Annotated in this window: 23 protein-coding genes and 1 tRNA gene; 14 read left to right on the plus strand and 10 right to left on the minus strand. The window is 34.1% G+C overall.

The features are described from left to right. Positions 1–11: 11 nt before the first annotated feature. Positions 12–284 (minus strand): hypothetical protein, encoded by a 273-nt coding sequence (locus J3U13_RS09190; RefSeq protein ID WP_267341646.1) that lies wholly within the window; start codon positions 282–284, stop codon positions 12–14. A gap of 254 nt (positions 285–538) precedes the next feature. Here J3U13_RS09190 and J3U13_RS09195 point away from each other — a divergent pair, with 254 nt between their 5' ends. Together J3U13_RS09195 and grxB are read left to right on the plus strand one after the other, a co-directional pair. After that, complete coding sequence (locus J3U13_RS09195; RefSeq protein ID WP_267341648.1) at positions 539–1,162, plus strand: Pr6Pr family membrane protein; 624 nt, start codon at positions 539–541, stop codon at positions 1,160–1,162. A gap of 2 nt (positions 1,163–1,164) precedes the next feature. Further along, positions 1,165–1,815 carry a glutaredoxin 2 gene (grxB, locus tag J3U13_RS09200; protein ID WP_267341650.1) on the plus strand — a complete coding sequence of 217 codons (651 nt, stop codon included), beginning with the start codon at positions 1,165–1,167 and terminating at the stop codon, positions 1,813–1,815. Positions 1,816–1,970: 155 nt separating this feature from the next. On the opposite strand, the gene J3U13_RS09205 is transcribed toward grxB, so the two are convergent. Next, positions 1,971–3,005, minus strand: a complete 1,035-nt coding sequence (locus J3U13_RS09205; protein ID WP_416380658.1) for a tagatose 1,6-diphosphate aldolase — start codon at positions 3,003–3,005, stop codon at positions 1,971–1,973. A gap of 247 nt (positions 3,006–3,252) precedes the next feature. Here J3U13_RS09205 and J3U13_RS09210 point away from each other — a divergent pair, with 247 nt between their 5' ends. From J3U13_RS09210 to J3U13_RS09220, 3 genes are all read left to right on the plus strand, one after another. Continuing rightward, the gene (locus J3U13_RS09210; protein ID WP_267341653.1) at positions 3,253–4,572 is read left to right on the plus strand and encodes an MFS transporter; all 1,320 of its coding nucleotides are present in this window, start codon (positions 3,253–3,255) and stop codon (positions 4,570–4,572) included. A 496-nt stretch (positions 4,573–5,068) separates the two neighbouring features. Beyond that, entirely contained in the window at positions 5,069–6,103 is a 1,035-nt protein-coding gene (gene adhP / locus J3U13_RS09215; protein ID WP_267341655.1) for an alcohol dehydrogenase AdhP, read from the plus strand. A 195-nt stretch (positions 6,104–6,298) separates the two neighbouring features. Then, a complete protein-coding gene (locus J3U13_RS09220; protein WP_267341657.1) occupies positions 6,299–7,747 on the plus strand; it encodes an APC family permease in 1,449 nt (482 codons plus the stop codon). 105 nt (positions 7,748–7,852) lie between these two features. Here the strand turns inward: J3U13_RS09220 and rimL are convergent, their stop codons facing one another. The 4 genes from rimL to J3U13_RS09240 all read right to left on the minus strand — a co-directional run bounded on the left by rimL (position 7,853) and on the right by J3U13_RS09240 (position 10,717). Next, positions 7,853–8,404, minus strand: coding sequence for a 50S ribosomal protein L7/L12-serine acetyltransferase (gene rimL, locus J3U13_RS09225; protein ID WP_267341658.1), 552 nt, complete (start codon positions 8,402–8,404; stop codon positions 7,853–7,855). A gap of 183 nt (positions 8,405–8,587) precedes the next feature. Then, a complete protein-coding gene (locus J3U13_RS09230; RefSeq protein ID WP_267341660.1) occupies positions 8,588–9,949 on the minus strand; it encodes a PTS ascorbate transporter subunit IIC in 1,362 nt (453 codons plus the stop codon). 20 nt (positions 9,950–9,969) lie between these two features. Next, a complete protein-coding gene (locus tag J3U13_RS09235; protein WP_267341661.1) occupies positions 9,970–10,242 on the minus strand; it encodes a PTS sugar transporter subunit IIB in 273 nt (90 codons plus the stop codon). Between the two features lie 31 nt (positions 10,243–10,273). Continuing rightward, positions 10,274–10,717, minus strand: a complete 444-nt coding sequence (locus tag J3U13_RS09240) for a PTS sugar transporter subunit IIA (RefSeq protein WP_267341663.1) — start codon at positions 10,715–10,717, stop codon at positions 10,274–10,276. A 328-nt stretch (positions 10,718–11,045) separates the two neighbouring features. On the opposite strand from J3U13_RS09240, the gene J3U13_RS09245 reads away from it, so the two are divergent. Continuing rightward, complete coding sequence (locus J3U13_RS09245; protein ID WP_267341664.1) at positions 11,046–12,077, plus strand: LacI family DNA-binding transcriptional regulator; 1,032 nt, start codon at positions 11,046–11,048, stop codon at positions 12,075–12,077. Between the two features lie 126 nt (positions 12,078–12,203). Here the strand turns inward: J3U13_RS09245 and J3U13_RS09250 are convergent. Continuing rightward, a tRNA-Pro gene (locus J3U13_RS09250) sits at positions 12,204–12,280 on the minus strand. A gap of 60 nt (positions 12,281–12,340) precedes the next feature. Continuing rightward, positions 12,341–13,489: a tRNA guanosine(34) transglycosylase Tgt gene (gene tgt / locus J3U13_RS09255; RefSeq protein ID WP_267341665.1), complete on the minus strand. Its 1,149-nt coding sequence runs from the start codon at positions 13,487–13,489 to the stop codon at positions 12,341–12,343. 212 nt (positions 13,490–13,701) lie between these two features. Between tgt and J3U13_RS09260 the strand changes: the two genes are divergently transcribed. Next, positions 13,702–14,307, plus strand: a complete 606-nt coding sequence (locus J3U13_RS09260) for a M48 family metalloprotease (RefSeq protein ID WP_267341666.1) — start codon at positions 13,702–13,704, stop codon at positions 14,305–14,307. Between the two features lie 95 nt (positions 14,308–14,402). Here J3U13_RS09260 and queA read toward each other — a convergent pair whose 3' ends face one another. Beyond that, positions 14,403–15,440, minus strand: a complete 1,038-nt coding sequence (queA, locus tag J3U13_RS09265; protein WP_267341667.1) for a tRNA preQ1(34) S-adenosylmethionine ribosyltransferase-isomerase QueA — start codon at positions 15,438–15,440, stop codon at positions 14,403–14,405. 192 nt (positions 15,441–15,632) lie between these two features. Here queA and J3U13_RS09270 point away from each other — a divergent pair, with 192 nt between their 5' ends. Next, positions 15,633–16,388: a M48 family metalloprotease gene (locus tag J3U13_RS09270; RefSeq protein WP_267341668.1), complete on the plus strand. Its 756-nt coding sequence runs from the start codon at positions 15,633–15,635 to the stop codon at positions 16,386–16,388. 356 nt (positions 16,389–16,744) lie between these two features. On the opposite strand, the gene J3U13_RS09275 is transcribed toward J3U13_RS09270, so the two are convergent. Continuing rightward, on the minus strand, positions 16,745–17,959 hold the full coding sequence (locus tag J3U13_RS09275) for a pyridoxal phosphate-dependent aminotransferase (protein ID WP_267341670.1): 1,215 nt from the start codon (positions 17,957–17,959) through the stop codon (positions 16,745–16,747). 145 nt (positions 17,960–18,104) lie between these two features. On the opposite strand from J3U13_RS09275, the gene J3U13_RS09280 reads away from it, so the two are divergent. From J3U13_RS09280 to J3U13_RS09305, 6 genes are all read left to right on the plus strand, one after another. After that, positions 18,105–18,374, plus strand: coding sequence for an ACT domain-containing protein (locus tag J3U13_RS09280; RefSeq protein ID WP_267341672.1), 270 nt, complete (start codon positions 18,105–18,107; stop codon positions 18,372–18,374). 34 nt (positions 18,375–18,408) lie between these two features. Next, positions 18,409–19,764, plus strand: coding sequence for a PFL family protein (locus tag J3U13_RS09285; RefSeq protein WP_267341674.1), 1,356 nt, complete (start codon positions 18,409–18,411; stop codon positions 19,762–19,764). A gap of 350 nt (positions 19,765–20,114) precedes the next feature. Beyond that, complete coding sequence (locus tag J3U13_RS09290; protein WP_267341675.1) at positions 20,115–20,552, plus strand: PTS sugar transporter subunit IIA; 438 nt, start codon at positions 20,115–20,117, stop codon at positions 20,550–20,552. Positions 20,553–20,561: 9 nt separating this feature from the next. Next, positions 20,562–20,840, plus strand: a complete 279-nt coding sequence (locus tag J3U13_RS09295; protein WP_267341677.1) for a PTS sugar transporter subunit IIB — start codon at positions 20,562–20,564, stop codon at positions 20,838–20,840. A 9-nt stretch (positions 20,841–20,849) separates the two neighbouring features. Then, positions 20,850–22,229: a PTS galactitol transporter subunit IIC gene (locus tag J3U13_RS09300; protein ID WP_267341679.1), complete on the plus strand. Its 1,380-nt coding sequence runs from the start codon at positions 20,850–20,852 to the stop codon at positions 22,227–22,229. A 47-nt stretch (positions 22,230–22,276) separates the two neighbouring features. Next, positions 22,277–24,382, plus strand: a complete 2,106-nt coding sequence (locus tag J3U13_RS09305) for a BglG family transcription antiterminator (protein ID WP_267341681.1) — start codon at positions 22,277–22,279, stop codon at positions 24,380–24,382. Positions 24,383–24,397: the final 15 nt, after the last annotated feature.

Consider the following 24,397-nt stretch of genomic DNA (forward strand, 5'->3'; position numbering starts at 1 on the left):
GCATTTTTATCTTATTGCCAGGCATGTTTTAAAAATTTGATTAAGTTGTCCGGGCTAACTACCGCATGGAATACTTGATCGTCAAAAGCTGATTCATACAACTTTTTAGCTTCTTTTATATGTAATAATTGATTTTCAGGAATGGTTGAAGGGTAAATTGTAAGGTCTATAATTAAATTTTCCGGTTGATTAAGTTCATGGTTTTGTTTTTTTGAATCATCATTGCTTAAATATATAAGACCAATACCGATAATAAAACCCAAAATAATGACAAAAATGATCATTTAAGTTGTAAAAAATATTCAGGAGTGTATACCGTTTTATTCTAAAATCGTGGTAATTTTAAATTAGAAGCGTAAATTGCAATAGTGAAAAATACTTAGATTTTATGCCTTCTTTATGCCTTCTTTATGCTTTCTTTATGAGTATTTTGTTCAGAGTTTTGATTAAAAGTCACACATTAATCTATTTTTATATTTTCGTTTTTTTATATGAACTGATATATACTGCAATACGGTTTGATTTTTTTATGTTTGTTATGTTGAAACGAAATTTTCATTTTTTTATTGCATTATATGTGCTGTTTGTTGTCGGTTTTGAAACTTATACTTATTGGCATGCACAACTTCGAAGCTGGCAACCAGCAACACCAATAGGGCGTATGGTGTTTTATTACAGTTTTTTTACTGTATTATCTAACCTTATGTTGGCAATAAGTTGTTTATGGTTAGCTTTTAGCCCGAATTGTAATCGTTTTATTTTTCGAGTTATTCGATTAAATGGGTTGGTGGGGGTAATCATTACTGCTATTGTGTATAACTCGCTTTTGCGTGGCATTCATATCCCGCCCAATATATATATGCGATTAGCTAATGAAAGTTTACATGTCGTTATTCCCACATTTGGTATTTTAAGTTGGTTGATTTGGGGACCATTTCAGCGGATTAATTTTCGCGTCATTATGGGATCTTTAATTAGCATGTTAATTTATGGTGTTTATACTTTTGTACGAGGGTATTTTACTCATTTCTATCCGTATCCTTTTATCAATGTAACAAAAATCGGTTATTGGCAAGCATTGATTAATGCAAGCATTGTTATACTGGTATTCCTCGGGCTCGCATATTTATTATGGGCTATTGATTGGTTAAGAAGGAGGTAAAAATGAAATTATATATTTACGAACATTGTCCTTTTTGTGTAAGGGCTAGAATGATCTTTGGTTTAAAAAATATCCCAGTTGAGCTACATGTATTTCTAAGTGATGATTTTAAGTCTCCCGAAAGCATGATAGGTCATAAAATGGCCCCAATTTTACAAAAAGATGATGGCAGTTATTTGCCTGAAAGTTTAGATATTGTTCATTATGTGGATAATCATTATGGGAGCAAACCTATTTTAATCGGACCAACATCTGCAAATATTGAAAATTTAATTAAACAACTACAACAATATGATTATAAATTAGAGTGCCCACGCTATATAAAACTTGGTTTGGCAGAATTTACTACTCAAAGTGCAATTAACTACTTTGTCACAAGTAAAACTAAAAAAATAGGTTCGTTTGATGAATGTTTAGCACAGACGGATTCATTGGTATCTAAAATATCTAAATTATTGAATGATCTTGAACCGTTAATTATCTCGTCACAAGCGTGTAATGGGCAATTATCTTTAGATGATATATGTTTGTTTCCTGTGCTACGCAACTTAACATGTGTAAAAGGATTGTCTTTTCCACCTAAAGTGCAAAGTTATATTGAGTCGATGGCTAAATTAACTAAAGTAAATTTATTTTTTGATAAAGCGCTCTAATATCATTTAGGACGTTCTAATTTATTTTTTATTGACAGCACATCTTGGTAATAACATTTTTAGCACTTTAAAAGAGAGTACAGGTAAATAGGATAACATCCTGTACTCTATCTTTGCTTACTCGTAATTTACAGCTATTTGGTTCGAATTTATGATTAATTACCTAATTTAATATCGATCACTTCTATGTTTTGTTTACCACCATAAATATCATACCAAGGTGTCGCATACTGTTTTAAAATTTTATTGAGGTGTTCAACATTTTCACGTCCTGTTTGATCTAACCAGCGTTTAAGACCGTCTTTTCCTTCTTTGGCATAAGCTGCAACGCCTTCAAACCATGTTGCGCGACCACCTAAAATACCACTGTATTTAGCGCCGTTTTCGCCAGCAAAAATTAATTCTTGATGGAAAGTTTTAGTGGGTACACCTGCACTCAAATAAATAAATGGGCGAGTTGCTACGTCACTGGCCTGTTTAAAATAATCAGCAGCTTGTTTTTGGGTGTAAACAACAACATTATTATCATTAAATCCTTCAACATTTTTGAAAAGTACTGGGACTTCAACTTTTAGTACATCAATATAATATTGATTTTTAGTGAACTCTTTAATGGTATTAATGACTTTTTGAGGTTTTATTTTGGCAAATTCAGGGCTTTTATCATCAGTTACCACATTATCATAGACGATTGGTTCTACAAATAACGGGATATCCGCCGCTCTTGCTTCAGTACCGATACGTTCTAAAAAGGCATGTTTTTTTTCTAGAATATCTTGAGGATCATCGGGATTATAATAAACCAAAACTTTTGCGGCATCGGCTCCTTTTTTCAATAACCGTTGTAGAGAGTCTTCTGGCAAAACATCGGGTAGACGACCTGGAGTATTAGCATCATAACCTGTTTTTTCGTAGGAGATGATTAATCCAGCATCTTTATTTTTTTTAGCCATACCTTTAAAGCCATACTCTTCATCTAACAAGATAGCACTAACATATTTGGTTAATTCTTGTGAGACAAGCTCTTTGAACTCATACACCATATCTATATGATAGTGATCTTTACCTACTGCCGATTCCATCATTTTTACCATTGAACCGCGTTGGTCAATCGCTAATGCTGCAATCACACCATCTTGGTTAGATAATTGTTGCATGCGTGTGAATTTACCTCGAGTAATATGTTTTATAGCCATTTCACGACTCTCCATTTTAAAATATTTTTTGATTGTAGTTTTAATTTGTCACGGTATATTAATCATTTAGTGCTGTTTATCTAATCAAATAAGATATATTTTAAAAAAAGATTTTATATTATACCGATAATAAAATGTAGGTTGTCGTTTTAATTGATATTTTCTTTTAAAAAATAGGGTGTTCAGGTATATTAGTACATTAAAATATACTATGTGTAAAAAAAAAATTACAAGGAAGATCATGTCATACACAGCACCCATTACGTACACTCGTACTTTAAATAAACAAGATTATAAAACGTTAGCATTGTCTGCTTTAGGTGGAGCTTTAGAGTTTTATGATTTTATTATATTTGTTTTCTTTTCAATTACTATTAGTCATCTGTTTTTTCCAAATGATATGCCAGTATGGTTAAGTCAGGTACAAACATTCGGTATTTTTGCAGCAGGTTATTTAATTCGTCCCTTTGGAGGAATTATTATGGCGCACTTTGGCGATCTTTTTGGTCGAAAACGAATGTTTACGCTTAGTATACTGCTTATGGCTTTACCGACGTTATTTATCGGTTGTTTACCAACATATACCCATATTGGTGTTTTTGCTCCTTTATTACTCCTACTTATGCGATTATGTCAGGGTCTGGCAGTAGGCGGTGAAGTACCCGGTGCTTGGACATTTGTTGCTGAACACGTACCAAAAAATAAAATTGGTTTAGCATGTGGAATTTTAACCAGTGGCTTAAGTTTAGGTATTTTATTCGGATCATTGGTTTCAACTGTTTTAAATAAAAGCGTCTCTCCCGAACAATTAATTGATTGGGGATGGCGAATTCCTTTTCTTATTGGTGGTATTTTTGGTTTGATGGCAATGTATTTGCGCCGTTGGTTAAAAGAAACCCCAATTTTTCTTGAAATTCAGAAACGTAAACAGCAAGAATTGTCTAATAAAATTCCTGTTATTACCGTGATAACTCAATATTTACCCCAGACAATATTATCAATGTTACTGACTTGGGTTTTGTCTGCCGGTATTATGGTCATTATGTTAATGACCCCCATTTTATTGCAAAAAGCATTTGGTTACTCACCTATTGATGCATTACAAGCTAATATATTAGCCATCATTGGTCTGATTATAAGTTGTACTTTTTATGGCATGATGATGGATAAGTTTGCTATGGGTAAAGTCATATTAATGGGTTGTATTTTTGCTACACTTGCTATCGCTATTTTTTATTTATCATTAGATAACCATCAACTTTTATTTATCACTTATTCTCTAGCCGGATTCTGTGTTGGTATTGTTGGGGCTTTTGCGTGTTTTATGGTGAAAGTTTTTCCTGCTCAAATTCGTTATAGTGGCGTATCGTTTTCATTTAATATGGCGTATGCCATCGCAGGTGGATTAACACCTTTATTAATATCTTTTTTGAGTGACTTTGTAAGCAAAATGGCACCTGCTATGTATGTGGTTGGGTTATTTACACTAGGTGCATTAATTGGGCTATTTTTATTAATAAATAACCAGAGTCAGAAATATATTGCAAAAGATATTGGTTAATAATCATTGTGTTAAACTTAAATAAGGAGCGAGTATTTAGACTCGTTCCTTTAAGGTATATAAACATTTTTTCCTGCCCATGATCGTCCATTCTTTTCCTGACAGAATCTTTCAAAATATCTTAATACGTTGTTAACTGGCGTTAAATTTCATGATATGAATGCAAAGTTAAAATTAGGATTATTGATCGTGAAAATACTTTTGTTATCCATTTATTTGGCAAAGTTTAATTAAGTTTATAAGTATGCTTTTTTATTCAATAGAGAACAAAAAAATAAAAAACTAACCAAATTATCAAAATCTAATTTAAACACGTTTTTTTGAAATATTTCGCTATTGTTTGTCAATATGTTTGAGGTTAGATATACGTTTCAATTAGGATTATTAAATATTCAATGTTTTTAATAATTTTGTGAAATAACTCATTTTTTTTCAGCATGGTTAGGATAAAATAAACTCAGTTATATTGTATTTTCAAATTATGTAGGAGAAAAAAATGAAGGCAGCAGTTGTTAGACAAGAGTGCGATGGTCAAGTTGAAATTAAAGATATTCCACTGCGTCCATTAGAAGCAGGTGAAGCTTTAGTAGAAGTTGAATATTGTGGCCTTTGTCATACCGATCTTCATGTCGCGGCAGGTGATTTTGGTAAAAAACCAGGTCGTGTTATTGGACATGAGGGAGTAGGGATCGTGACTAAAATTGCTCCAGATGTAAAAAGCTTAAAAATAGGTGATCGTGTCAGTATTGCTTGGTTCCATGCTGGCTGTGGTTCGTGTGAGTATTGTATTTCAGGTCAAGAAACCTTTTGCCGTAGTGCTTTAAATTCTGGATACAGTGTTGATGGTGGTATGGCAGAACAGTGTATTGTAAAAGCGGATTACGCTGTTAAAGTGCCAGAAGGATTAGATCCAGCTCAAGCAACCAGTATAACTTGTGCAGGAGTAACAACTTACAAAGGTATTAAAGTTGCAGACACCAAACCGGGGCAATGGCTTGCGGTATTTGGTATTGGTGGTTTAGGCACCTTGGCAGTTGAATATGGCAAAAAAGTATTCAACAATAAAGTGGTGGCGATTAGTAATAGTGACAGCCAGTTAGAACTATGTAAAGAACTGGGTGCTGACTTAATTGTCAATCCGAAAAAAGTAACTGATGTTGGTGCTTATATTAAAAAACATACGGGTGGAGGTGTGCATGGTGCGGTAGTGACATCGGTCACTAAAACAGCCTTTAATCAAGCAATTGAGTCTGTTCGTCCTTTAGGTAGAGTGGTCGCTTTAGGTTTACCTTCTGAAACTATGGATTTAAGTATTCCTAAAACGGTATTAGATGGGATTCAAATTTTAGGTTCTTTGGTTGGTACGCGTGAAGATTTAGCTGAAGCATTCCAATTTAGTGCTGAAGGTAAAGTTGTACCAATAGTTGAAAAGCGTCCATTTGAAGACATCAACGAAATGATTAATGAAATGAGAGAAGGTAAAATTCGCGGTCGTATGGTTGTTGATATGAAAATGAAAAAACAGAGCTGATCGTTTTTCTATTTAAGTTGAAAAAGAATAAAAGCTGGCTTGATGCCGGCTTTTTTCTTGACTAAATATTGATTTATTCATTTTACTTTCGCGACTTTTACTATCAATAATATTAATCTTTCTTGTATTTTATTGATAAATCCCTATCATAAATCTATTTTGCTCGCTAATTTAATATGTTTTAAGAGGACCTGTATGGAAGATCACAATTTAGAAAATAATTTACGGAAAGATCTTGGTTTAGTTTCTGCATTGTCACTGGTGGTTGGTATGGTTTTAGGGGCAGGTGCATTTATGAAACCACCTGCCGTATTAGAAGTTGCTGGTGATTATAACTATGCATTATTAGCGTGGATTATTGGTGGTGTTTTTTCTATTTGTGGTGGATTAACACTTTGTGAATTGGGTGTTATGTTTCCACGTACAGGTGGTATGCTGGTTTATTTGGAAAAAATTTATGGCTCAAAAGTTTCCCATCTTTATGGTTGGATGATTACGGTGCTTTTTGCTCCGTCATTAGTTGGCGCATTGGTGGGGTATTTTAGTTCGGTATTTTGTCTGTTATTTGGCATAGATGATTCTTTTAAAATGGCGGTCAGTGCTGGTGTTTTAGGTTTTATTGCTGTTATTAATGCTATTGGCGTGAAACAAGCCGGTTATCTGCAAACGATTGCTACTGTTTGTAAGCTTATTCCTATTTTATTATTAGCGGTATTTGGACTATTGAAAGGCAATGGTCAAGTCGCATTATTTAGTACTAGTGGTCAAGGTATTGAAACTTATGCTCCGTTTGCTGTAGCGATTTTGGCCACTTTATTTGCTTATGATGGCTGGGCTCAAGTAGCCTCGGTTGCTGGTGAAATTCATAACCCTGCAAAAGTGTTACCTAAAGCAATCATTTTGGGTATTATATTTTTAGTTATTGTTTATGCTTGCATCAATATTGCATTATTTAAAATTTTTCCTGTACAAGAAATGGTATCACTCGGTCATGATGCATCGGCTGTTGCTTCACAACGTATGTTTGGCCATTTAGGTGGTAATTTAGTTGCTGTTGGCATTATGATCTCAATTTTAGGAGGAATTAATGGTTATATTATGACGTTATCTCGTACTATTTTTAGTATGGCAGAACGAGGAACCATCATTGGTGCACGTTATTTAAGTACAATTGATGATGATAGCCGCTCACCGGTTAATGCTATATGTGTATTAGTGATATTTTCTTTTTTATATTCGATCTTGCTTGATGCAGATCGTTTATCGGAAATCTCGATGTTTTCAATTTGGGTATTTTATTTATTAACATTTATCGGTGTTATCATTGCCCGTAAAAAGTATGCTAATGTTCCAAGATCTTATAAAGTAATTGGTTATCCAATTATTCCGATTATAGCTATATTGGGTGCTATGTATGTTATTTATGGTATGCTTGTTTATCAAACCTTTAATGGCATTGCGTCCATCATTCTGACATTAATTGGTTTACCTTTATATTATTATTACCATAGAAAGAATCAGAATAAAGAGCTTTCGCTTGGTAAAATGAAGAAATACAAAGTGAAAATGCAATATATTATCGCCATTTCTGCAATGATTATCGTTGCTCTGTTAGCTCTTTATGGTAATGTGGTTAGTAGATAATTATTGAATGTATAAAGCTTATCGTGAGATAGGTTATTTAAAAATGATAGAAATAAAAAACCGACATTAGTCGGTTTTTTTGTGCATAATTTCATCGTGATAATTTTAAAGGTACGTTGAAATTAGACCATAAATATTTTGATCATGATAAATTCCATTTAAGTATTCCGCCTGTTTAAGTGTACCTTCATAGCTAAAACCGCATCGTTTTGCAACAGCATTACTTTTTGGATTATCTACAGAGCATTTGATAACAAATCGTTTAATTATTTTTTGTGATGCATAGTGATGAGTAAGAGCTTGAATGGCTTGAGTCATAATACCTTTACCTTCTGTTCGTTTATCGAGCCAATAACCAATATAAGCGGTTTTATTGTTTTTATCTATCTGATTGAAAGACAGTAAACCGACGAGGTTATTATCCAGTAAAATTAGATAAGTTTTGGTGAGATCTATTTGATGTTCAATTGTACAATTATCTAAGAAATTTGATGTGTCTGTTTCATTACTGACAAACTTCGTCCATGCCATATATTGACTAAAATTATCACGGTTTACATCAATAATATTGTATAACTTTGTCGAGTATCGTCGATCTGGTGGGACTAAGTGAATATGCTCATTGACAAAGATGCCTTGTTGATTGGGATTTGTCATTAACGATTCCTTTAAAAGAGTACAATCAATTTTTTATTAACACAAATTAAAGAATGATATAAATATAAGTTAGTTCATGAGTTGTAATTTTAATTGTGCTGTTACTGTACTTATAAAAACCTACCAGACCATTTGATCTGGTCATTGAATTGTTATCTTGTATTAATTAGAAACTTTTACGCTTTAATCATTTGCGGTTCTTTTATGGTTAAACAAGTAATTGTGGATGACCAATAGCGTAAAGATAGCAATAATAATCACCATTATTATGTCTTTATTGAACCATTTAGCCATATTACCCAAGATAATACCAATTCCACAGAAATCAACATCTGAGAAAGTCGTATTTGCAAAACCAAGTGAACCTAAAACAGGTAATAAAAGTACCGGTAAAAATGTGACTAATAAACCGTTAGCAAATGCACCAAGTATAGCACCTCGACGTCCGCCCATTGCATTACCGAAGACACCTGCCGTTGCGCCACAGAAGAAATGAGGAACCACGCCAGGTAGAATTAATACAGCATTTAACTGACCTAATACAAATAGACCAACTAATCCACCAAGGAAACTAAATAAAAAACCAATTAATACGGCATTAGGTGCATATGGGAAAACAACTGGACAATCTAAAGCTGGTTTGGCATTTGGCACAAGTTTTTCTGAAAAACCTGTAAATGCAGGGACAATTTCAGCAAGAATTAAGCGTACGCCTTGTAGAATAATAAATACACCAGCTGCAAAGGTAATTGCTTCGATAATTGCATAAACGAGGTAATTATCACCATTACTTAATGTTGTTTGGATATAATCAGGTCCTGCAAAAATGGCAAGAATTAAATAGATAATCATCATTGTTAATGAGATTGAAATTGAGCTATCACGTAAAAAACTGAGATTTTTAGGTAAATTCATCTCTTCTGTTGATCGAGAGTTTTTACCTACGACTTGACCAAACGCTCCCGCTAATACATAACCTAAGGTACCAAAGTGACCAAATCCAACATCATTATTACCTGTAATTTTACACATATAAGGTTGAGCTATCGCAGGGAAAAATGCCATTATTAACCCTAGTACTAATGCTCCAGTAAAGACTAATTGCCATCCTTCAAAACCTGCAACAGTTAGAATAATGCTGATCATACACGCCATATAAAATGTATGATGCCCAGTTAGAAAGATAAATTTTAAACATGTAAAACGCGCAACAACAATATTCGCAATCATCCCAAAAGCCATAATCAATGCTGTTGCTGCTCCATATTCATTTAATGCCATCGATACAATTGCTTCATTATTAGGAATGATGCCTTGTAATTTAAAGGCTTGCTCAAACATCATGCCTAAGGGTGTAATTGCACTGATGAGTACGCTTGCACCACCGCCTAAAACTAAAAATCCTAAAATCGTTTTAACCGTTCCTTTTACCGTATCAGCAAATGATTTGCGTTGGGCGATTAACCCAACCATAGCAATCATGCCAACTAACACAGCAGGTACTTTTAAAATATCAACGATAAATTTAACAACTTCTTGAATCATCGCAACACCTCATTATCCGATTATTGCTTAGCAAAATGTTCAACGAGCTTGGATTCCAAATCATTGATATCAATTATATTATTTAGAACCACAAGTTTATTACTAGGAATGCCAGAGCTGTCTGCTAAATCTTTGGTCATAACAAATACATCAGCCTGTTCAGGTGTTGCTGAGGCAAGATCTGCATGTGTTACTTCTGCTTCAATACTTAATTTTTTTAGAACTTTTTTGATATTCATTTCAACCATAAAACTGCTACCAAGACCTGAACCACAAACTGCCATAATTTTCATTTTATTTATCCCTTTCTTAATGTTATTAAATTTAATAGCGATTGATTACAGCCAAAATTTGATCACTGTTTTGTGCCTTAAAAATTGTCTGCATATCGTTTGATTCACTAAACAGACCAGCTAATTGAGTTAATATTTCAATATGGCTTGTACTGTCACTAGCGGCTAACAAAGTAATTAAATATACGGGGTCATTTTCTGTTGAATTGAATTTCACTCCTTGTTTGACCAATAGCATAGATAACCCTAATTGATTGACACCTTGCTCCGGTCTGGCATGTGGCATGGCAATGCCAGGCGCCAATACGTAGTAAGGTCCAATTGATTCATGCAATTGAATAATTGCTTGGACATAATTGGGTGAAATGGCATTATTTTCTAATAATGGTTTTGCACAAATTTGTATCGCTTCTTTCCAATCTTGAACAGAATCGACAATGTTGACTGCTTGGCTGGTTAACCATTTACCTAACATTTTTCCTCCATTAAAACCGATATCAATAATAGTTACTTTAAAAACTAACATACTAAATAAGAATAGAAATAAAAAAAAAATAGAAATGTGATAGCGCTATCAAAGTTGATGAAAATTTTTCTTATTTTGTGATGGAGATAACATTTTTAATACGACGAACATAAAATAGTTATTTAGACGTAATAGTATTATGTAAATCAGAGTGAGTTCAAATGAAGCTATCACACTTATATATTATTGATTATATGCTGTCTATTTTTCGTGTTTTGCTGTCATTAATATAACATTTATTAGTAAAAGTTTAGATTAAATTCAATCGGAATAAAAGATGCAAGAAATAAAGAAGCGTAAAACAACGGGACAAATTACTTTGTTTGATGTTGCTAAATATGCAGGTGTCGGAACAATGACCGTATCCAGAGCTTTACGAACCCCAGATCGAGTTTCAGATAAACTTCGCCAAAAAATTCAAATTGCTGTTGATACGTTAGGATATAAACCCAATATTGCAGCAAGTTTGTTAGCTTCCGCATCAGCGAATCGAGTTATTGCTGTTATCACGACTAAAATATATGATCATTCAGCTCAACTATGGTTAAATTCGCTTCAAACACACTTAGCAAAAGCGGGGTATACAACCTTAATCATTGAATCTTATCATTATTACAAATTTGAATCACAAATGTTAGATGCTATATATAGTCACAATCTTGAAGCAATTTTACTATTCCAATTTGAAGATGAAGGTTTTGTTAAGCAGATTTTGAAAAATAAAATTGTTCCTATTTTGAATATTGGTAAGAATTATGACGGATTAACCAATATAAATATTGGAATAGATGACAGTTTGGCTATGTATATGCTAACTGAACATGTAATTAAAAAAGGTTATCAATACATTGGTTTACTTTGTGCTAACCAAGAATATCAAATTTTTCAACAGCGTTTACACGGATGGCATAAAGCAATGTTGGTCTATCATCTTCCTACGTATCGAATTATTAATGCCGCTAAACCAGCTAATTTTAGCACTGGAAGTGAGTTATTACCCGATATGTTATTAAATTGGCCAGAATTGGACGCATTAATTTGTACTTCCGATGAATTAGCTTGTGGTGTCCTGTATGAATGCCAACGTCGTCATATTCGAGTACCTCATCAGTTAGCGGTAAGTGGTTTTGGTGATAATGAGTTCAGCCAAGTGAGTTTTCCTGCATTAACAACCATCGCTTTACCATATAAAAAGATCGGTGAATATACGGCCACTTTGTTATTAGATAGTTTGAAGAATAAAAAAGCATCAGAAAAAACAGATTTGTCCGAATTAGCTCCAGTCATTCGATTGCGGGCTAGTGTTTAACTAGTTTTATAAGATAGATGATTTAAATTATATTACACTCGACTCGAACCTCTAATCAGTTCTCATCCTGTCAAAATACAGATAATAAAAAAGCCCACTTACTGAGTAGGCTTTTTTATTTGAAATTGGTCGGCGAGAGAGGATTCGAACCTCCGACCCACTGGTCCCAAACCAGTTGCGCTACCAAGCTGCGCTACTCGCCGTTAGGAAGCGCATAATACTGCGCTAACAAAAAAGTGTCAATACTTACCTAAAAAAATATGCTAGTTATTTTCAGATTTTGTAAATGGGGCAGGCGTTTTACCAATACGTTGATAAAATTCGATAACAAATTCTTCATAACGTTTGTTTGCTACAGCTTCACGGATCTCTGCCATTAGACGTTGGTAATAACGCAAATTATGAATAGTATTTAATCGTGCACCTAAAATTTCCCCACATTTATCTAAGTGGTGCAGATAAGATTTTGTATAATTTTTACATGTGTAACAATCACATTGAGGATCGAGCGGTGTCGTATCGTCTTTATATTTGGCATTACGGATTTTGATTACACCATTGGTTACAAAGAGATGACCATTGCGTGCATTACGTGTTGGCATTACGCAATCAAACATATCAATGCCGCGGCGAACACCTTCAACTAAATCTTCAGGTTTACCAACACCCATCAAATAACGAGGTTTATCAATCGGCAACTGCGGGCATGTACCTTCCAAAACACGATGCATATCCGCTTTAGGTTCCCCAACTGCAAGACCACCAACGGCATAACCATCAAAACCAATTTCCGTTAATCCTTTAATTGAGATGTCTCGTAATTCTTGATGGATACCACCTTGAACAATGCCAAATAGAGCATTTTTATTGCCTAGTTCATCAAAGCGTTTTCTGCTTCGTTTGGCCCAACGTAGTGACATTTCCATTGATTTTTTGACATAATCCCATTCGGCAGGATATGGCGCACACTCGTCAAATATCATGACGATATCAGAACCAAGATCATATTGGATTTCCATAGAAATTTCTGGAGATAAAAAGATTTTGTCTCCATTGATTGGATTTCTAAAATAGACACCTTCTTCTTTAATTTTGCGAATATCACCTAAACTAAATACCTGAAAACCACCTGAATCGGTTAAGATTGGGCCATGCCATTGCATAAAATCATGCAGATCACCATGTTTACGCATGATTTCTTGACCTGGTCTTAGCCATAAATGGAAAGTGTTACCTAATAAGATTTGAGCTCCCGTTGCGGCGACTTCTTCCGGTGTCATACCTTTTACCGTTCCATAAGTTCCGACAGGCATAAATGCAGGGGTTTCTACCGTATATTCGACTCCACGACGATCGAATTTCATACGCCCACGACGAGCTAAGCCGTCGGTATTATCTAATTCAAATTTCATTTATTTACCTCTTGCGACCAAATAAACAGTTTGGCGCGTATTATTGATATAATGCGTTGTGTATTATTACATTGCGATGCCTAGTTTATCGTGCTTGACTTGAATTAACAACTTTTGATGGGATTTTTAGAATTGTGAATTATGTGATATTGTTATTTTTATTATCATTAATATTTTTGTCGACCGCATGTCAAAATAACAGAAAATATTGTATGCCTAAACGCATACCATCTGAAGCAGTAAAAATTTTATCTGAACAAGATATTCTAGCAATTAGCAAGCAAGCGTGTAATGAAATGGATAATAAGGCAACGATTGCAGCTAATCATCATGCTTTAAGTAAACGGTTAACTAAAATAGCTGAAACATTGCCTAATAATATTCATAACATAAAAGTAAATTATAAAGTCTATTTAAATACTGAACCTAATGCATGGTCTACAGCAAATGGTTGTGTTCGAGTGAACAGTGGATTAATGAAATTATTAACGGATAATGAATTGCAAGCTGTATTGGCGCATGAGCACGGACATATTGCACTTAACCATGCTATTCAATCATTTCGACAAGCCCCGTATATTGAAGTTACCGATAAAGCTAATGAAATTGTTATCATTGTAAAACAAGAGATTGCTCAAAAGTATGAAATTGAGGCTGACGAGTATGCTCTTAATCTGTTATTAAAAGAAAAAATTGATCCAAGAGGTTTGGTAAATATGTTATTTAAAATGCCCATTCATGCATCAGAGCATCCAACATCTCATCCTTCAAATTTGTATCGTATTAATAATATTTTAGATAAATTAGATAATCAATAGATAGTAAAATTGATTTATTGGAAAAGTTACCAATCAAATTTGACCTATCCGCTTGATTAAGCAACTTTTCATTAAATATCGATAAGATTATAGAATTATTCATTAGATTGTTTGGTGATAAACATAGCATCACCATAACTAAAGAATCGATACTGTTGCTTGACAGCTTCCTGATAAGCATTCATTGTGTTTTCATATCCTGCAAATGCTGATACAAGCATAATTAATGTTGATTCAGGCAGATGAAAATTTGTGATCAGTGAATCAATGACATTAAAGTGGTAACCAGGATAAATAAATATCTGTGTATCAGCAAAAAAAGGAGCAATTTCTCCGGTTTTTTGTGCGGCGCTTTCAAGTGCTCTAACCGAAGTGGTACCCACAGCGATAACTTTATTACCTCTGGCTTTGCAGGCTAATACCGCTTTGACAACTTCTTCGGAAACCTCCGCGTATTCTGCGTGCATAATGTGCGTTTCGATATTTTCAACTCTTACCGGTTGAAATGTTCCTGCACCAACATGTAAAGTGACAAAAGCCATTTCAACCCCTTTTTGATTCAGTTTTTCTAATAAACTTTCATCAAAATGAAGTCCAGCCGTAGGCGCTGCAACTGCTCCAGGTACTTTATTGTAGACTGTTTGGTAAACTTCACGATCTTGGTCATCGTCAGGTCTATCAATATAAGGAGGTAAAGGGATATGTCCAATTTGATTCAAAATGGTAAGTACGTCGTCCGGAAATTGTAGTTCAAAAAGACTATCATGACGAGTTACCATAGTTACAGTAACAGTTGAGTTTTCTCCTAAGATTAATTCCATTCCCTCTTTAGGTGATTTTGACGCTTTTATATGTGCAAGTGCACGATTTCCATCTAATAATCGTTCAATGAGTATTTCAATTTTACCGCCAGATATTTTTTTCCCAAAAACACGTGCTGGTATGACTCGTGTGTTATTAAAAATAAGTAAATCGCCGGGATTAATTTTGTCTATAATGTCAGTAAAAATGCCATGGCTAATCTTACCTGTCTTTCCATCAAGCGATAAAAGTCGGCATGCACTTCGAGTTTCTGATGGATATTTGGCAATGAGTTCTTTAGGAAGTGTAAAATCGAAATCAGATAGTTGCATAAGTTTATACCTTAAAAAATGGATGATTAGTCTAAATCTCATATACTGAGTAATCAAGTAAATATTTTTCAAGTGTTAAAACAAGCAATTATTTATTGATTATTAATAAAGTTAGTTTAAAATTTCTTCGTCTAACTTAACTTATCTTTAGTTTAGATGGATATAAATAATTATTGAAATAAGGAAAATATTATGAAAAAACATCAAAAAACATTATTAGTTGCCTTACCACTAGTTGCAACCATGTCTCTCACTGGTTGTAATATGAACCCAGATGATTTAGCTAACCTTGGCATGAAAGGTCTGAAAGCTGCAACATTAAGTGATGCTGATGTTAAACAATTAAGTAAAGATTCTTGTGCACAAATGGATGCTACGTCAAAAGTTGCTTCTGCAAACAGCGCTTACTCTAAAAGATTAAAGAAAATCGTTAAAGCTTTGGGTAACAAAGTTGATGGTACGCCTATTAACTATAAAGTATATATTACTAAAGACGTTAATGCTTGGGCAATGGCGAACGGTTGTGTGCGTGTCTATAGTGGTTTAATGGACTTAATGACAGATAATGAAATTCAAGGTGTTTTAGGACATGAATTAGGTCATGTTGCTTTAGGTCATAGTAAAAAAGCCATGCAAATTGCTTATGCAACCGAAATTGCTCAAGATGCCGCATCTGCATCTGGTAATGCAGCAGTTTCTTCAATCTCTAAATCTAAATTAGGTGCTTTAGCATCTACAGTAATTAATTCTCAATTCTCACAAAAACAAGAACAAGAAGCTGATAATTACGCATTTGATTACTTAGTTAAGAAAAAAATTAATCCATCAGGACTTGCAACTGCATTTGATAAATTAGGTGGCGGAGATTCTTCAATATTAAGCAGTCATCCATCTTCTAAATCCCGTGCAGCAAATATCCGCAAAAAAATTGCCCAAATAAAAAAATAAAACTCCTTTATTTTTAAAAGCGCCATTTATGGCGTTTTTTATCTAACTTTTATGCAATTATTTTTCTACATTGATAAAAAACCATCGTCAGTGATCTTATTTTTCTTCTCCTGACCTATTAAGTAATGTTCGGTTCTTTTCTAATATTGAGTATAGTTACGATGAGATGTTGAAAAGCAATGTAGTGGAAATAATCAGTCTTACTCAATGAGAAAAGTAGATCTTATTTATAAACAGTCACTCACAGTATTAAGGTTAAATATCAAACAAATTGAAAAGCACTTGACAGAATTAATGTGCTTTATTACCCAATTTAATATTTTGATATCCTAACCCCAGCGGTGACTGGGGTTATTTTATTGTTTATAGGAAGATAAGAATTTAGCGAATCTTTCAATAGCATCTTCAAGTTCACCAATATGAGGTAAGGCGACAATCCTAACATGATCAGGTTGATGCCAGTTAAATCCAGTGCCTTGTACCAGTAATACTTTTTGTTGCAGTAAAAAATCTAAGACTAATTTTTGATCGTTATGAATATTGAATTTTTTCTGATCAAGTTTTGGGAACAAATACAAAGCACCTTGTGGTTTAGTACATGATACGCCAGGGATATCATTGAGTAATCGCCATGCCAACATACATTGATCGTAGAGTCGCCCTCCGGGAACAATAAACTCATTAATACTTTGGTATCCTCCTAAAGCAGCTTGAATGGCATGTTGCAGTGGCACATTTGCACATAAACGCATTGACGCCAGCATATTTAAACCTTCAATATAGCCTTTTACGTGCTGTTTTGGTCCACAAAGAGCCATCCACCCTTGTCGAAATCCTGCTGTCCGATACGTCTTTGATAAACCACTCATGGTTATGACAAAAAGATCGGGAGCCAAGGCTGCAATTGAATGATGAACAGCATCATCATATAAAATTTTATCGTAAATTTCGTCAGCGAAAATAATTAAATTATTTTGTCGAGCAATTTCTGCAATCTCAAGTAACACTTCCTTACTGTAAACCGCACCCGTTGGATTGTTGGGATTAATAATCACAATTCCTTTTGTTTTGGAAGTAATTTTGTGCTTAATGTCTTCTAAATCGGGTGACCAATTGGACTCTTCATCACAGAGATAATGGACTGCATTCCCTCCAGATAGACTAATTGCGGCTGTCCATAATGGATAATCAGGCATTGGAACCAAAATTTCATCCCCATTATTGAGTAGTGCTTGCATTGACTGTACGATTAATTCTGAAACACCATTTCCTATGTAGATATCTTCAACATCTAAATCTGTAATTCCTCTCGATTGATAATGTTGCATAATTGCTTTGCGAGCAGAATAGAGACCTTTTGAATCACAATATCCTTGTGAAGTGGGGAGATTGCGAATGACATCAACTAATAATTCATCTGGAGCGGTAAAACCAAACGGGGCGGGATTTCCAATATTGAGTTTAAGAATCGTTTGACCTTCTTCTTCGAGACGCTTTGCATGTTCAAGAATTGGTCCACGTATGTCATAACAAACATGATCCAATTTATTGGATTTTTGGAAATTTACCATAATTCTGCCCTTTCTATTTATTGTGATAATTTTTTATTTTTTAATTAAAAAAATAATCTACTCCTATTTCGATAATTTTTGAAGATGTTATTATAATTAGCTTAGGAAATGTCTTTTGATTGTGTAAAATTTGTGCGGGAGTGTTATGAAAACTATTTTAACGGTAATCGGTAAAGATCGAACGGGGATTATTGCAGGTATCAGTCAGAAGTTATATGAGTTAAATATTAACATTTTAGATGTAAGTCAAACGATTATGGGTGAATATTTTACCATGATTATGTTATTGGATTTATCGAAAATTGATATGTCATTTGATGATGTGAAGACTGCATTGACTCAAACGGGCGACAATCTAAAAGTAAAAGTGAATATTCAACGGGAAGAAATTTTTGATGCAATGCATCATTTATAATTTAAATTTTGTACTTTATTAAAGGATAATACTTATGGAAACCAAACAAATCCTCGAAACGATTAAAATGATTGAGGAAGAAAAACTCGATATTCGTACAATTACCATGGGTATTTCACTTCTGGATTGTATTGACAGTGATGGTGAAAAAGCACGTCAAAAAATCTATAAAAAAATTACGCGATTAGCTAAAAATCTGGTTAAAGTTGGGGATGAAATTACTTCAGAATTTGGCATTCCAATTATTAATAAACGCATTTCAGTTACCCCTATTTCGTTAATTGCTGGAGCGAGTGACGATAAAGATTATGTTGAATTTGCTAAAACGCTTGATGCAGCAGCTAAAGCTGTGGGGGTTAACTTTATTGGTGGTTTTTCAGCGTTGGTACAAAAAGGATGCCATAAAGGTGATGAAATTCTAATTAAATCAATTCCTCAAGCATTAGCACAAACAGAAAGAGTCTGTTCATCAGTTAATGTCGGCTCTACGCAAACAGGCATCAACATGAATGCTGTAAAATTAATGGGGCAGATCATTAAAGAAGCTGCGGCATTAACAGCCGATAATAGCAGTATGGCATGTGCTAAATTAGTGGTATTTGCTAATGCGGTTGAAGACAATCCTTTTATGGCTGGGGCATTTCATGGTGTCGGTGAAGCCGATTGTGTCATTAATGTGGGGGTCAGTGGTCCTGGTGTCGTTAAACGAGCGCTTGAAAAAGTGAAAGGTGAGCCGTTTGATGTTGTTGCTGAAACGATCAAAAAAACCGCATTTAAAATTACTCGAATGGGACAGCTTGTTGGTAAAGAAGCATCAGAGCGTTTAGGCGTAAAATTTGGTATTGTTGATTTATCTTTAGCGCCAACTCCTGCTATTGGTGATTCTGTTGCCCATATTTTAGAGGAAATGGGATTAGAAGCTGTTGGCACTCATGGAACAATTGCAGCACTGGCTATGCTAAATGATGCAGTTAAAAAAGGTGGTGTAATGGCATGTGGGCATGTGGGGGGCTTAAGTGGCGCCTTCATTCCTGTATCGGAAGATGCGGGGATGATTGATGCAGTAAATAATGGCGCATTAAATTTGGAAAAACTTGAGGCTATGACGTGTGTTTGCTCAGTAGGGCTTGATATGATAGCCATTCCTGGTGATACTCCAGCTGAAACCATTTCGGCAATTATCGCTGATGAAGCTGCTATTGGTGTTATTAATCACAAAACTACCGCGGTGCGAATTATTCCAGCGGTTGGTCTAAAAGTCGGAGATAATATTGAATTCGGTGGGTTACTTGGGCATGCACCTGTGATGTCAGTCAATAAATATTCCTCTAGTGATTTTATCCATCGTGGTGGACGAATTCCGGCTCCAATTCATTCATTTAAAAATTAATTCATTTTTAATAAATTGGTTGTTTATATTATACACCGTCTGTAAAAAGCAGACGGAAGTCAACCGATTTATATTCTATTCTATTCTTCCTTCAGAAATATCTTTTACTCGCTTGGTAAAATTATTATCACTGAAGTTATAACGCTCCCTATGATGTGCAATATCATGGCGACTTTTTGGTATCAAATCCATTCGTGTCTTTTATTTTTATTTCATAAAATCAATCACATCTAAACAGTACTTATTTAATTCAAGCAATAGCCAACAATCAGTATTTTAAAATTTGATGATCACAGAATGATGGAGGATGAAATGGGGAATGAATCTAGCGACCAAATTTTTTTGAAGATTTGATTCTTTTAGATAAAGACTTCCAAAATACAAATCAATTTTTTGAATTCACATTTTCTGTCTTAAAAAAGAAAAAGTATGTTACTCACTCCTTCTTAGAGGCAATTAAAAAAAGAGAATCTTCATTCCCAACCGCTTTACCTACTGAACCTTATATCGTTGCTATGCCTCATACTGACATTGAACATGTGATTAAGCCATTTATCTTTTTTACTCGACTCAAAGGAACCATTCCATGGTGTGAAATGGCAAATAACGACCATGTTTTAAATGCTAATTTTGTTTTTTTACTTGGATTTAATGAAAAAAATGGACATATTGATTTGTTACAAAAATTAATGTCCCACTTTGTCAATTCAGGTTTTTTAGAGTCGCTTTTTCATGCAAAAAACAAACATGAAGTTTTTACATTACTAACGTCGAATATTAATCTATAAGGAGGCAATATGAAAAAAGTTATTGTTGCATGTGGCAGTGGAGTTGCTACATCTCAAACTGTTGCAAGTAAAGTTACACGTTTATTAAAAGAACGAAATCTTGATGACATAAAGGTCGAAGTTGTCGATCTAAAATCGGTTGATGCTCACATCAAAAATAGCGCGGCATACATAGCGATAACCAAAATTGAAAAACAATATCCTATCCCAGTAATTAATGGCATTGCATTTTTAACGGGAATAAATATGGAAGCTGAGTTACAAAAAATTATCGATGCCTGTAAATAGGAGTGCATTATGGACTTTCTTGCAACAATGATAAATTATATTTTAAATTTAGGTGCTCCAGTCTTTGTACCTTTCATTATGCTTATTGCTGGCTTAATTGTACGAATGAAATTTAGAGAAGACGCATCAGCCGCTATTACGCTAGGTGTTGCATTTGTGGGTATGAGTATGTTGATTGGTTTTATGGTTGGTGCCATTGGCTCAGCTGCACAAACAATGATGGAACGTACAGGCATTGAGCTTAGTATTGTTGATGGCGGTTGGACGACTATGGCAAACGTATCTTGGGCTTGGCCGTATGCTTTTCTTATGTTTCCTTTACAAGTGGGCGTCAATATTTTAATGCTGGTCTTAAGAAAGACCGATACATTTAACGCTGATTTATGGAATGTATGGGGCAAAATCTTTACTGCATTTATTGTTGTCGCAGTAGCTACACCTATTTTAGGTCCTCTTGTGGCATTAATTCTTGCTTTTATTATTGCCATACTCCAAATCATATTGGAACTCAATTCTGGTGATATAAATCAACATCGTATTGAAAAATTAACTGGTATTCCTGGGGTGACGTGTACCCATCGAATGTTATTTTTCTGTGCGATTTATTATCCTTTTGATCTGCTACTTCGCAAAATCCCTATTTTAAATAAACCGATGGATGCAGCAACATTACGTGCCAAAATTGGTATTTTTGCTGAAAATCATGTTATTGGTTTTTTATTAGGCGTGACCTTTGGAATTATTGCTGGTTATGATGTAGCAGCCATCTTAATGTTAGGAGTGCAAGCCGCTACTGCATTGATGTTATTTCCAATGATTTCTAAATTATTTATGCAAGCGCTCTCGCCAATTTCTGAAGCAATTAGTGATTATATGAATAAGCGTTTTTCTGGACGGAAATTGTTCGTAGGTTTGGACTGGCCATTTATGGGCGGGGCTAGTGAGATTTGGTTTAGTGTAATTGTTGCTATTCCGGTTACTTTAATTTGGGCAGTTATTTTACCGGGCAATAAAATTCTACCATTTGCTGGCATCATTAACATTGCTCTTATTGTTCCAGCTTATATTTTGACTAAAGGTAATACTTTAAGAATGGTGATTTTAGCAATTATAGGTGTGCCATTTTTTTTATTTGTTGGTACCCAATTTGCGCCTATTATTACAGATTTAGGATTATCAACAAAAGCAATTGATATTCCAGCCAATCAATTGATTTCAAACAGCTCTATTGATGCACCGATTTTTACCTATGCGTTTTCTTTTATTTGGCAATGTTTGCAAGGTTATTTTATACCCTTAATTTTTGCTGTCTATTGGTGTGTCGGGTATTTCTTTTATTCCCGTGAGCTGCGCAGGGAAACACTACAAGATTTAGCTAAAAATAATTGATAAATGAGTATTTAAGCTTTCGTTGGAAATAGTTTTTGGTCTCTCTGATGGTAATGATCATCAGACAACGAACAAAAGGTAATTGTGATATGGTTGTTGATAAGAGAATTCATACTGTCCTAAATGCCTTGATTCAAAATCCAAGTATCAGTGGTGTAGAACTTCAAGCTGAATTTGGGTTAACACGCAAACAGCTTAGTTATACCTTTAAGAAAATTAATGATTTTCTTGAGTCTTCTAATCTTGAATTAATTAAACGTTTTAAAACAGGAAAATTTAGTGTACCAAAACATGTCATTGAAACATTTAGAGATGAACCTGTTTCCAAAACTATCGGACGTTATATATATTCGGAAGATGAGCGTGTCCATTTGCTTTTGTTCTTTTTATTAACTCGAACCGAAAGATTGTCCTTGATACATTTATCTTCCGCTCTTACTGTTAGTCAAAATACCGTTATTAATGACATAAAAAAAGTACAAATAATGATGGTGCAATATCATCTTCAAATAAGTTACGACCGTGAAAATGGTTACAGAATTGTCGGTAACGAAATTGACAAGCGTTATTTGTTGCTGGAATTAATTCATAGAATTATCAGTATGCCTATCGCAGATAAAATTTTTAAACAAAATGATATTATTACCCAAGGCGGATTAGAACAAGTAGGACAAGTATTTAGTGAAATAGAGAAAAAATTAAAAATTATTTTTACCGATGAGCAGTTACAAGAACTGACCTATTTTATTTGTTTTATGTTAAGGCGCATTGAATCGAATAAAAAAATTGAATATTTACCAAAAAATTATGCTGAAGTTGCTAATAGCCGTGATTTTCAACTAATGAAAAAGTTGATTGAAAAATTTGGTATTACCGATTTAAATGAGCAGATTTTTTTAACCATTCTTGTGCAAAGTTCAAATATCCAAACGTTATCCGATAAATATTTCCATTTAGATACAGTCTTATTGGAAAGCGCTGTTGAAGTGATTAATAATTTTGAGCAGATTAGCTGTATTACTTTTAAGGATAAAAGTGAACTTATTGAACGCATTTACCAACATTGGAAACCCGCCTATTATCGAATTCGTTACCACATTACCAATATTAATAGTGTCTATGACATCGTATTACAAGAGTTTGGTCATTTGCATGAAATGGTACGAAAAGCCATCGCACCATTTGAAAAAATTTTGCATGGTAACATGCCTGATGAAGAGGTCGCTTTTATTACGGTTTTATTCGGTGGTTGGTTAACTCGTGAAGGTTTGATAAATCAAATTAAAACCAAAAAAATCGCAATTGTTGTTTGTGAAAATAGCGCAACGGTTTCAACTTATCTTTATTTAACTTTACAGGTCTTACTACCTGAATTGCATTTCTCCGATGCGATGTCAAAACGTGAGTTTGAAAAATATAATCACTATTATGATATTGTGTTTTCAACATCATATTTATCGACGGATAAACTTTTATTTATTGTTAATCCTTCCGTTAATAATTTTCATAAAAATGCTTTTCGTAATCAGGTGATCGGTACTTTACAAGGAATTGATCCAAGCATCATTCAAGTTGAAGAGCTCATGTTAATTATTGAAAAGTTCAGTAATATAAAAGAGCGAAAAGCTTTACAAAAAGAGTTAACCGCATATTTGTATAACGATGAAGTAAATGATAATCCTTTACGCATTACTCAACAGGAAATTCCATCGCTTGCTGATTTAATGCAACAAGAACATATCAATATAGCGCAATTAGTCGATCTTTCATGGCAAGATGCACTTGAACTAGCCGCTAAGCCACTTTTAAGTAATCAATCTATTGAGCGTTGTTATCTTGAAAGAATGGTTAACAAAATTCAATTTGAACAACCTTATATTATGTTGGTGGATGGTTTAATTATTGCTCATGCTGGAATAGATGATGGTGTTAATAAAGTAGCCATGTCGTTGCTTAAATTCCCCCAGAAAATTGATATTTGTGGTTACATTCAAGCAGATTTAATCGTTGTTCTTGCGACCAATAATCCACAAAAACATCTTAAAGCTTTAGCTCAATTAAATGAATTATTAGAACTTCATGACGGAGCAGCAAATATACGAAAAGCAAACGATAGCCATGAAATTAGGAAATTGTTTGCACACTATCAATGAATATTTTGCCAAAAA

This window comes from Gilliamella sp. B2887 (assembly GCF_026537015.1).
Taxonomy (GTDB): domain Bacteria; phylum Pseudomonadota; class Gammaproteobacteria; order Enterobacterales; family Orbaceae; genus Gilliamella.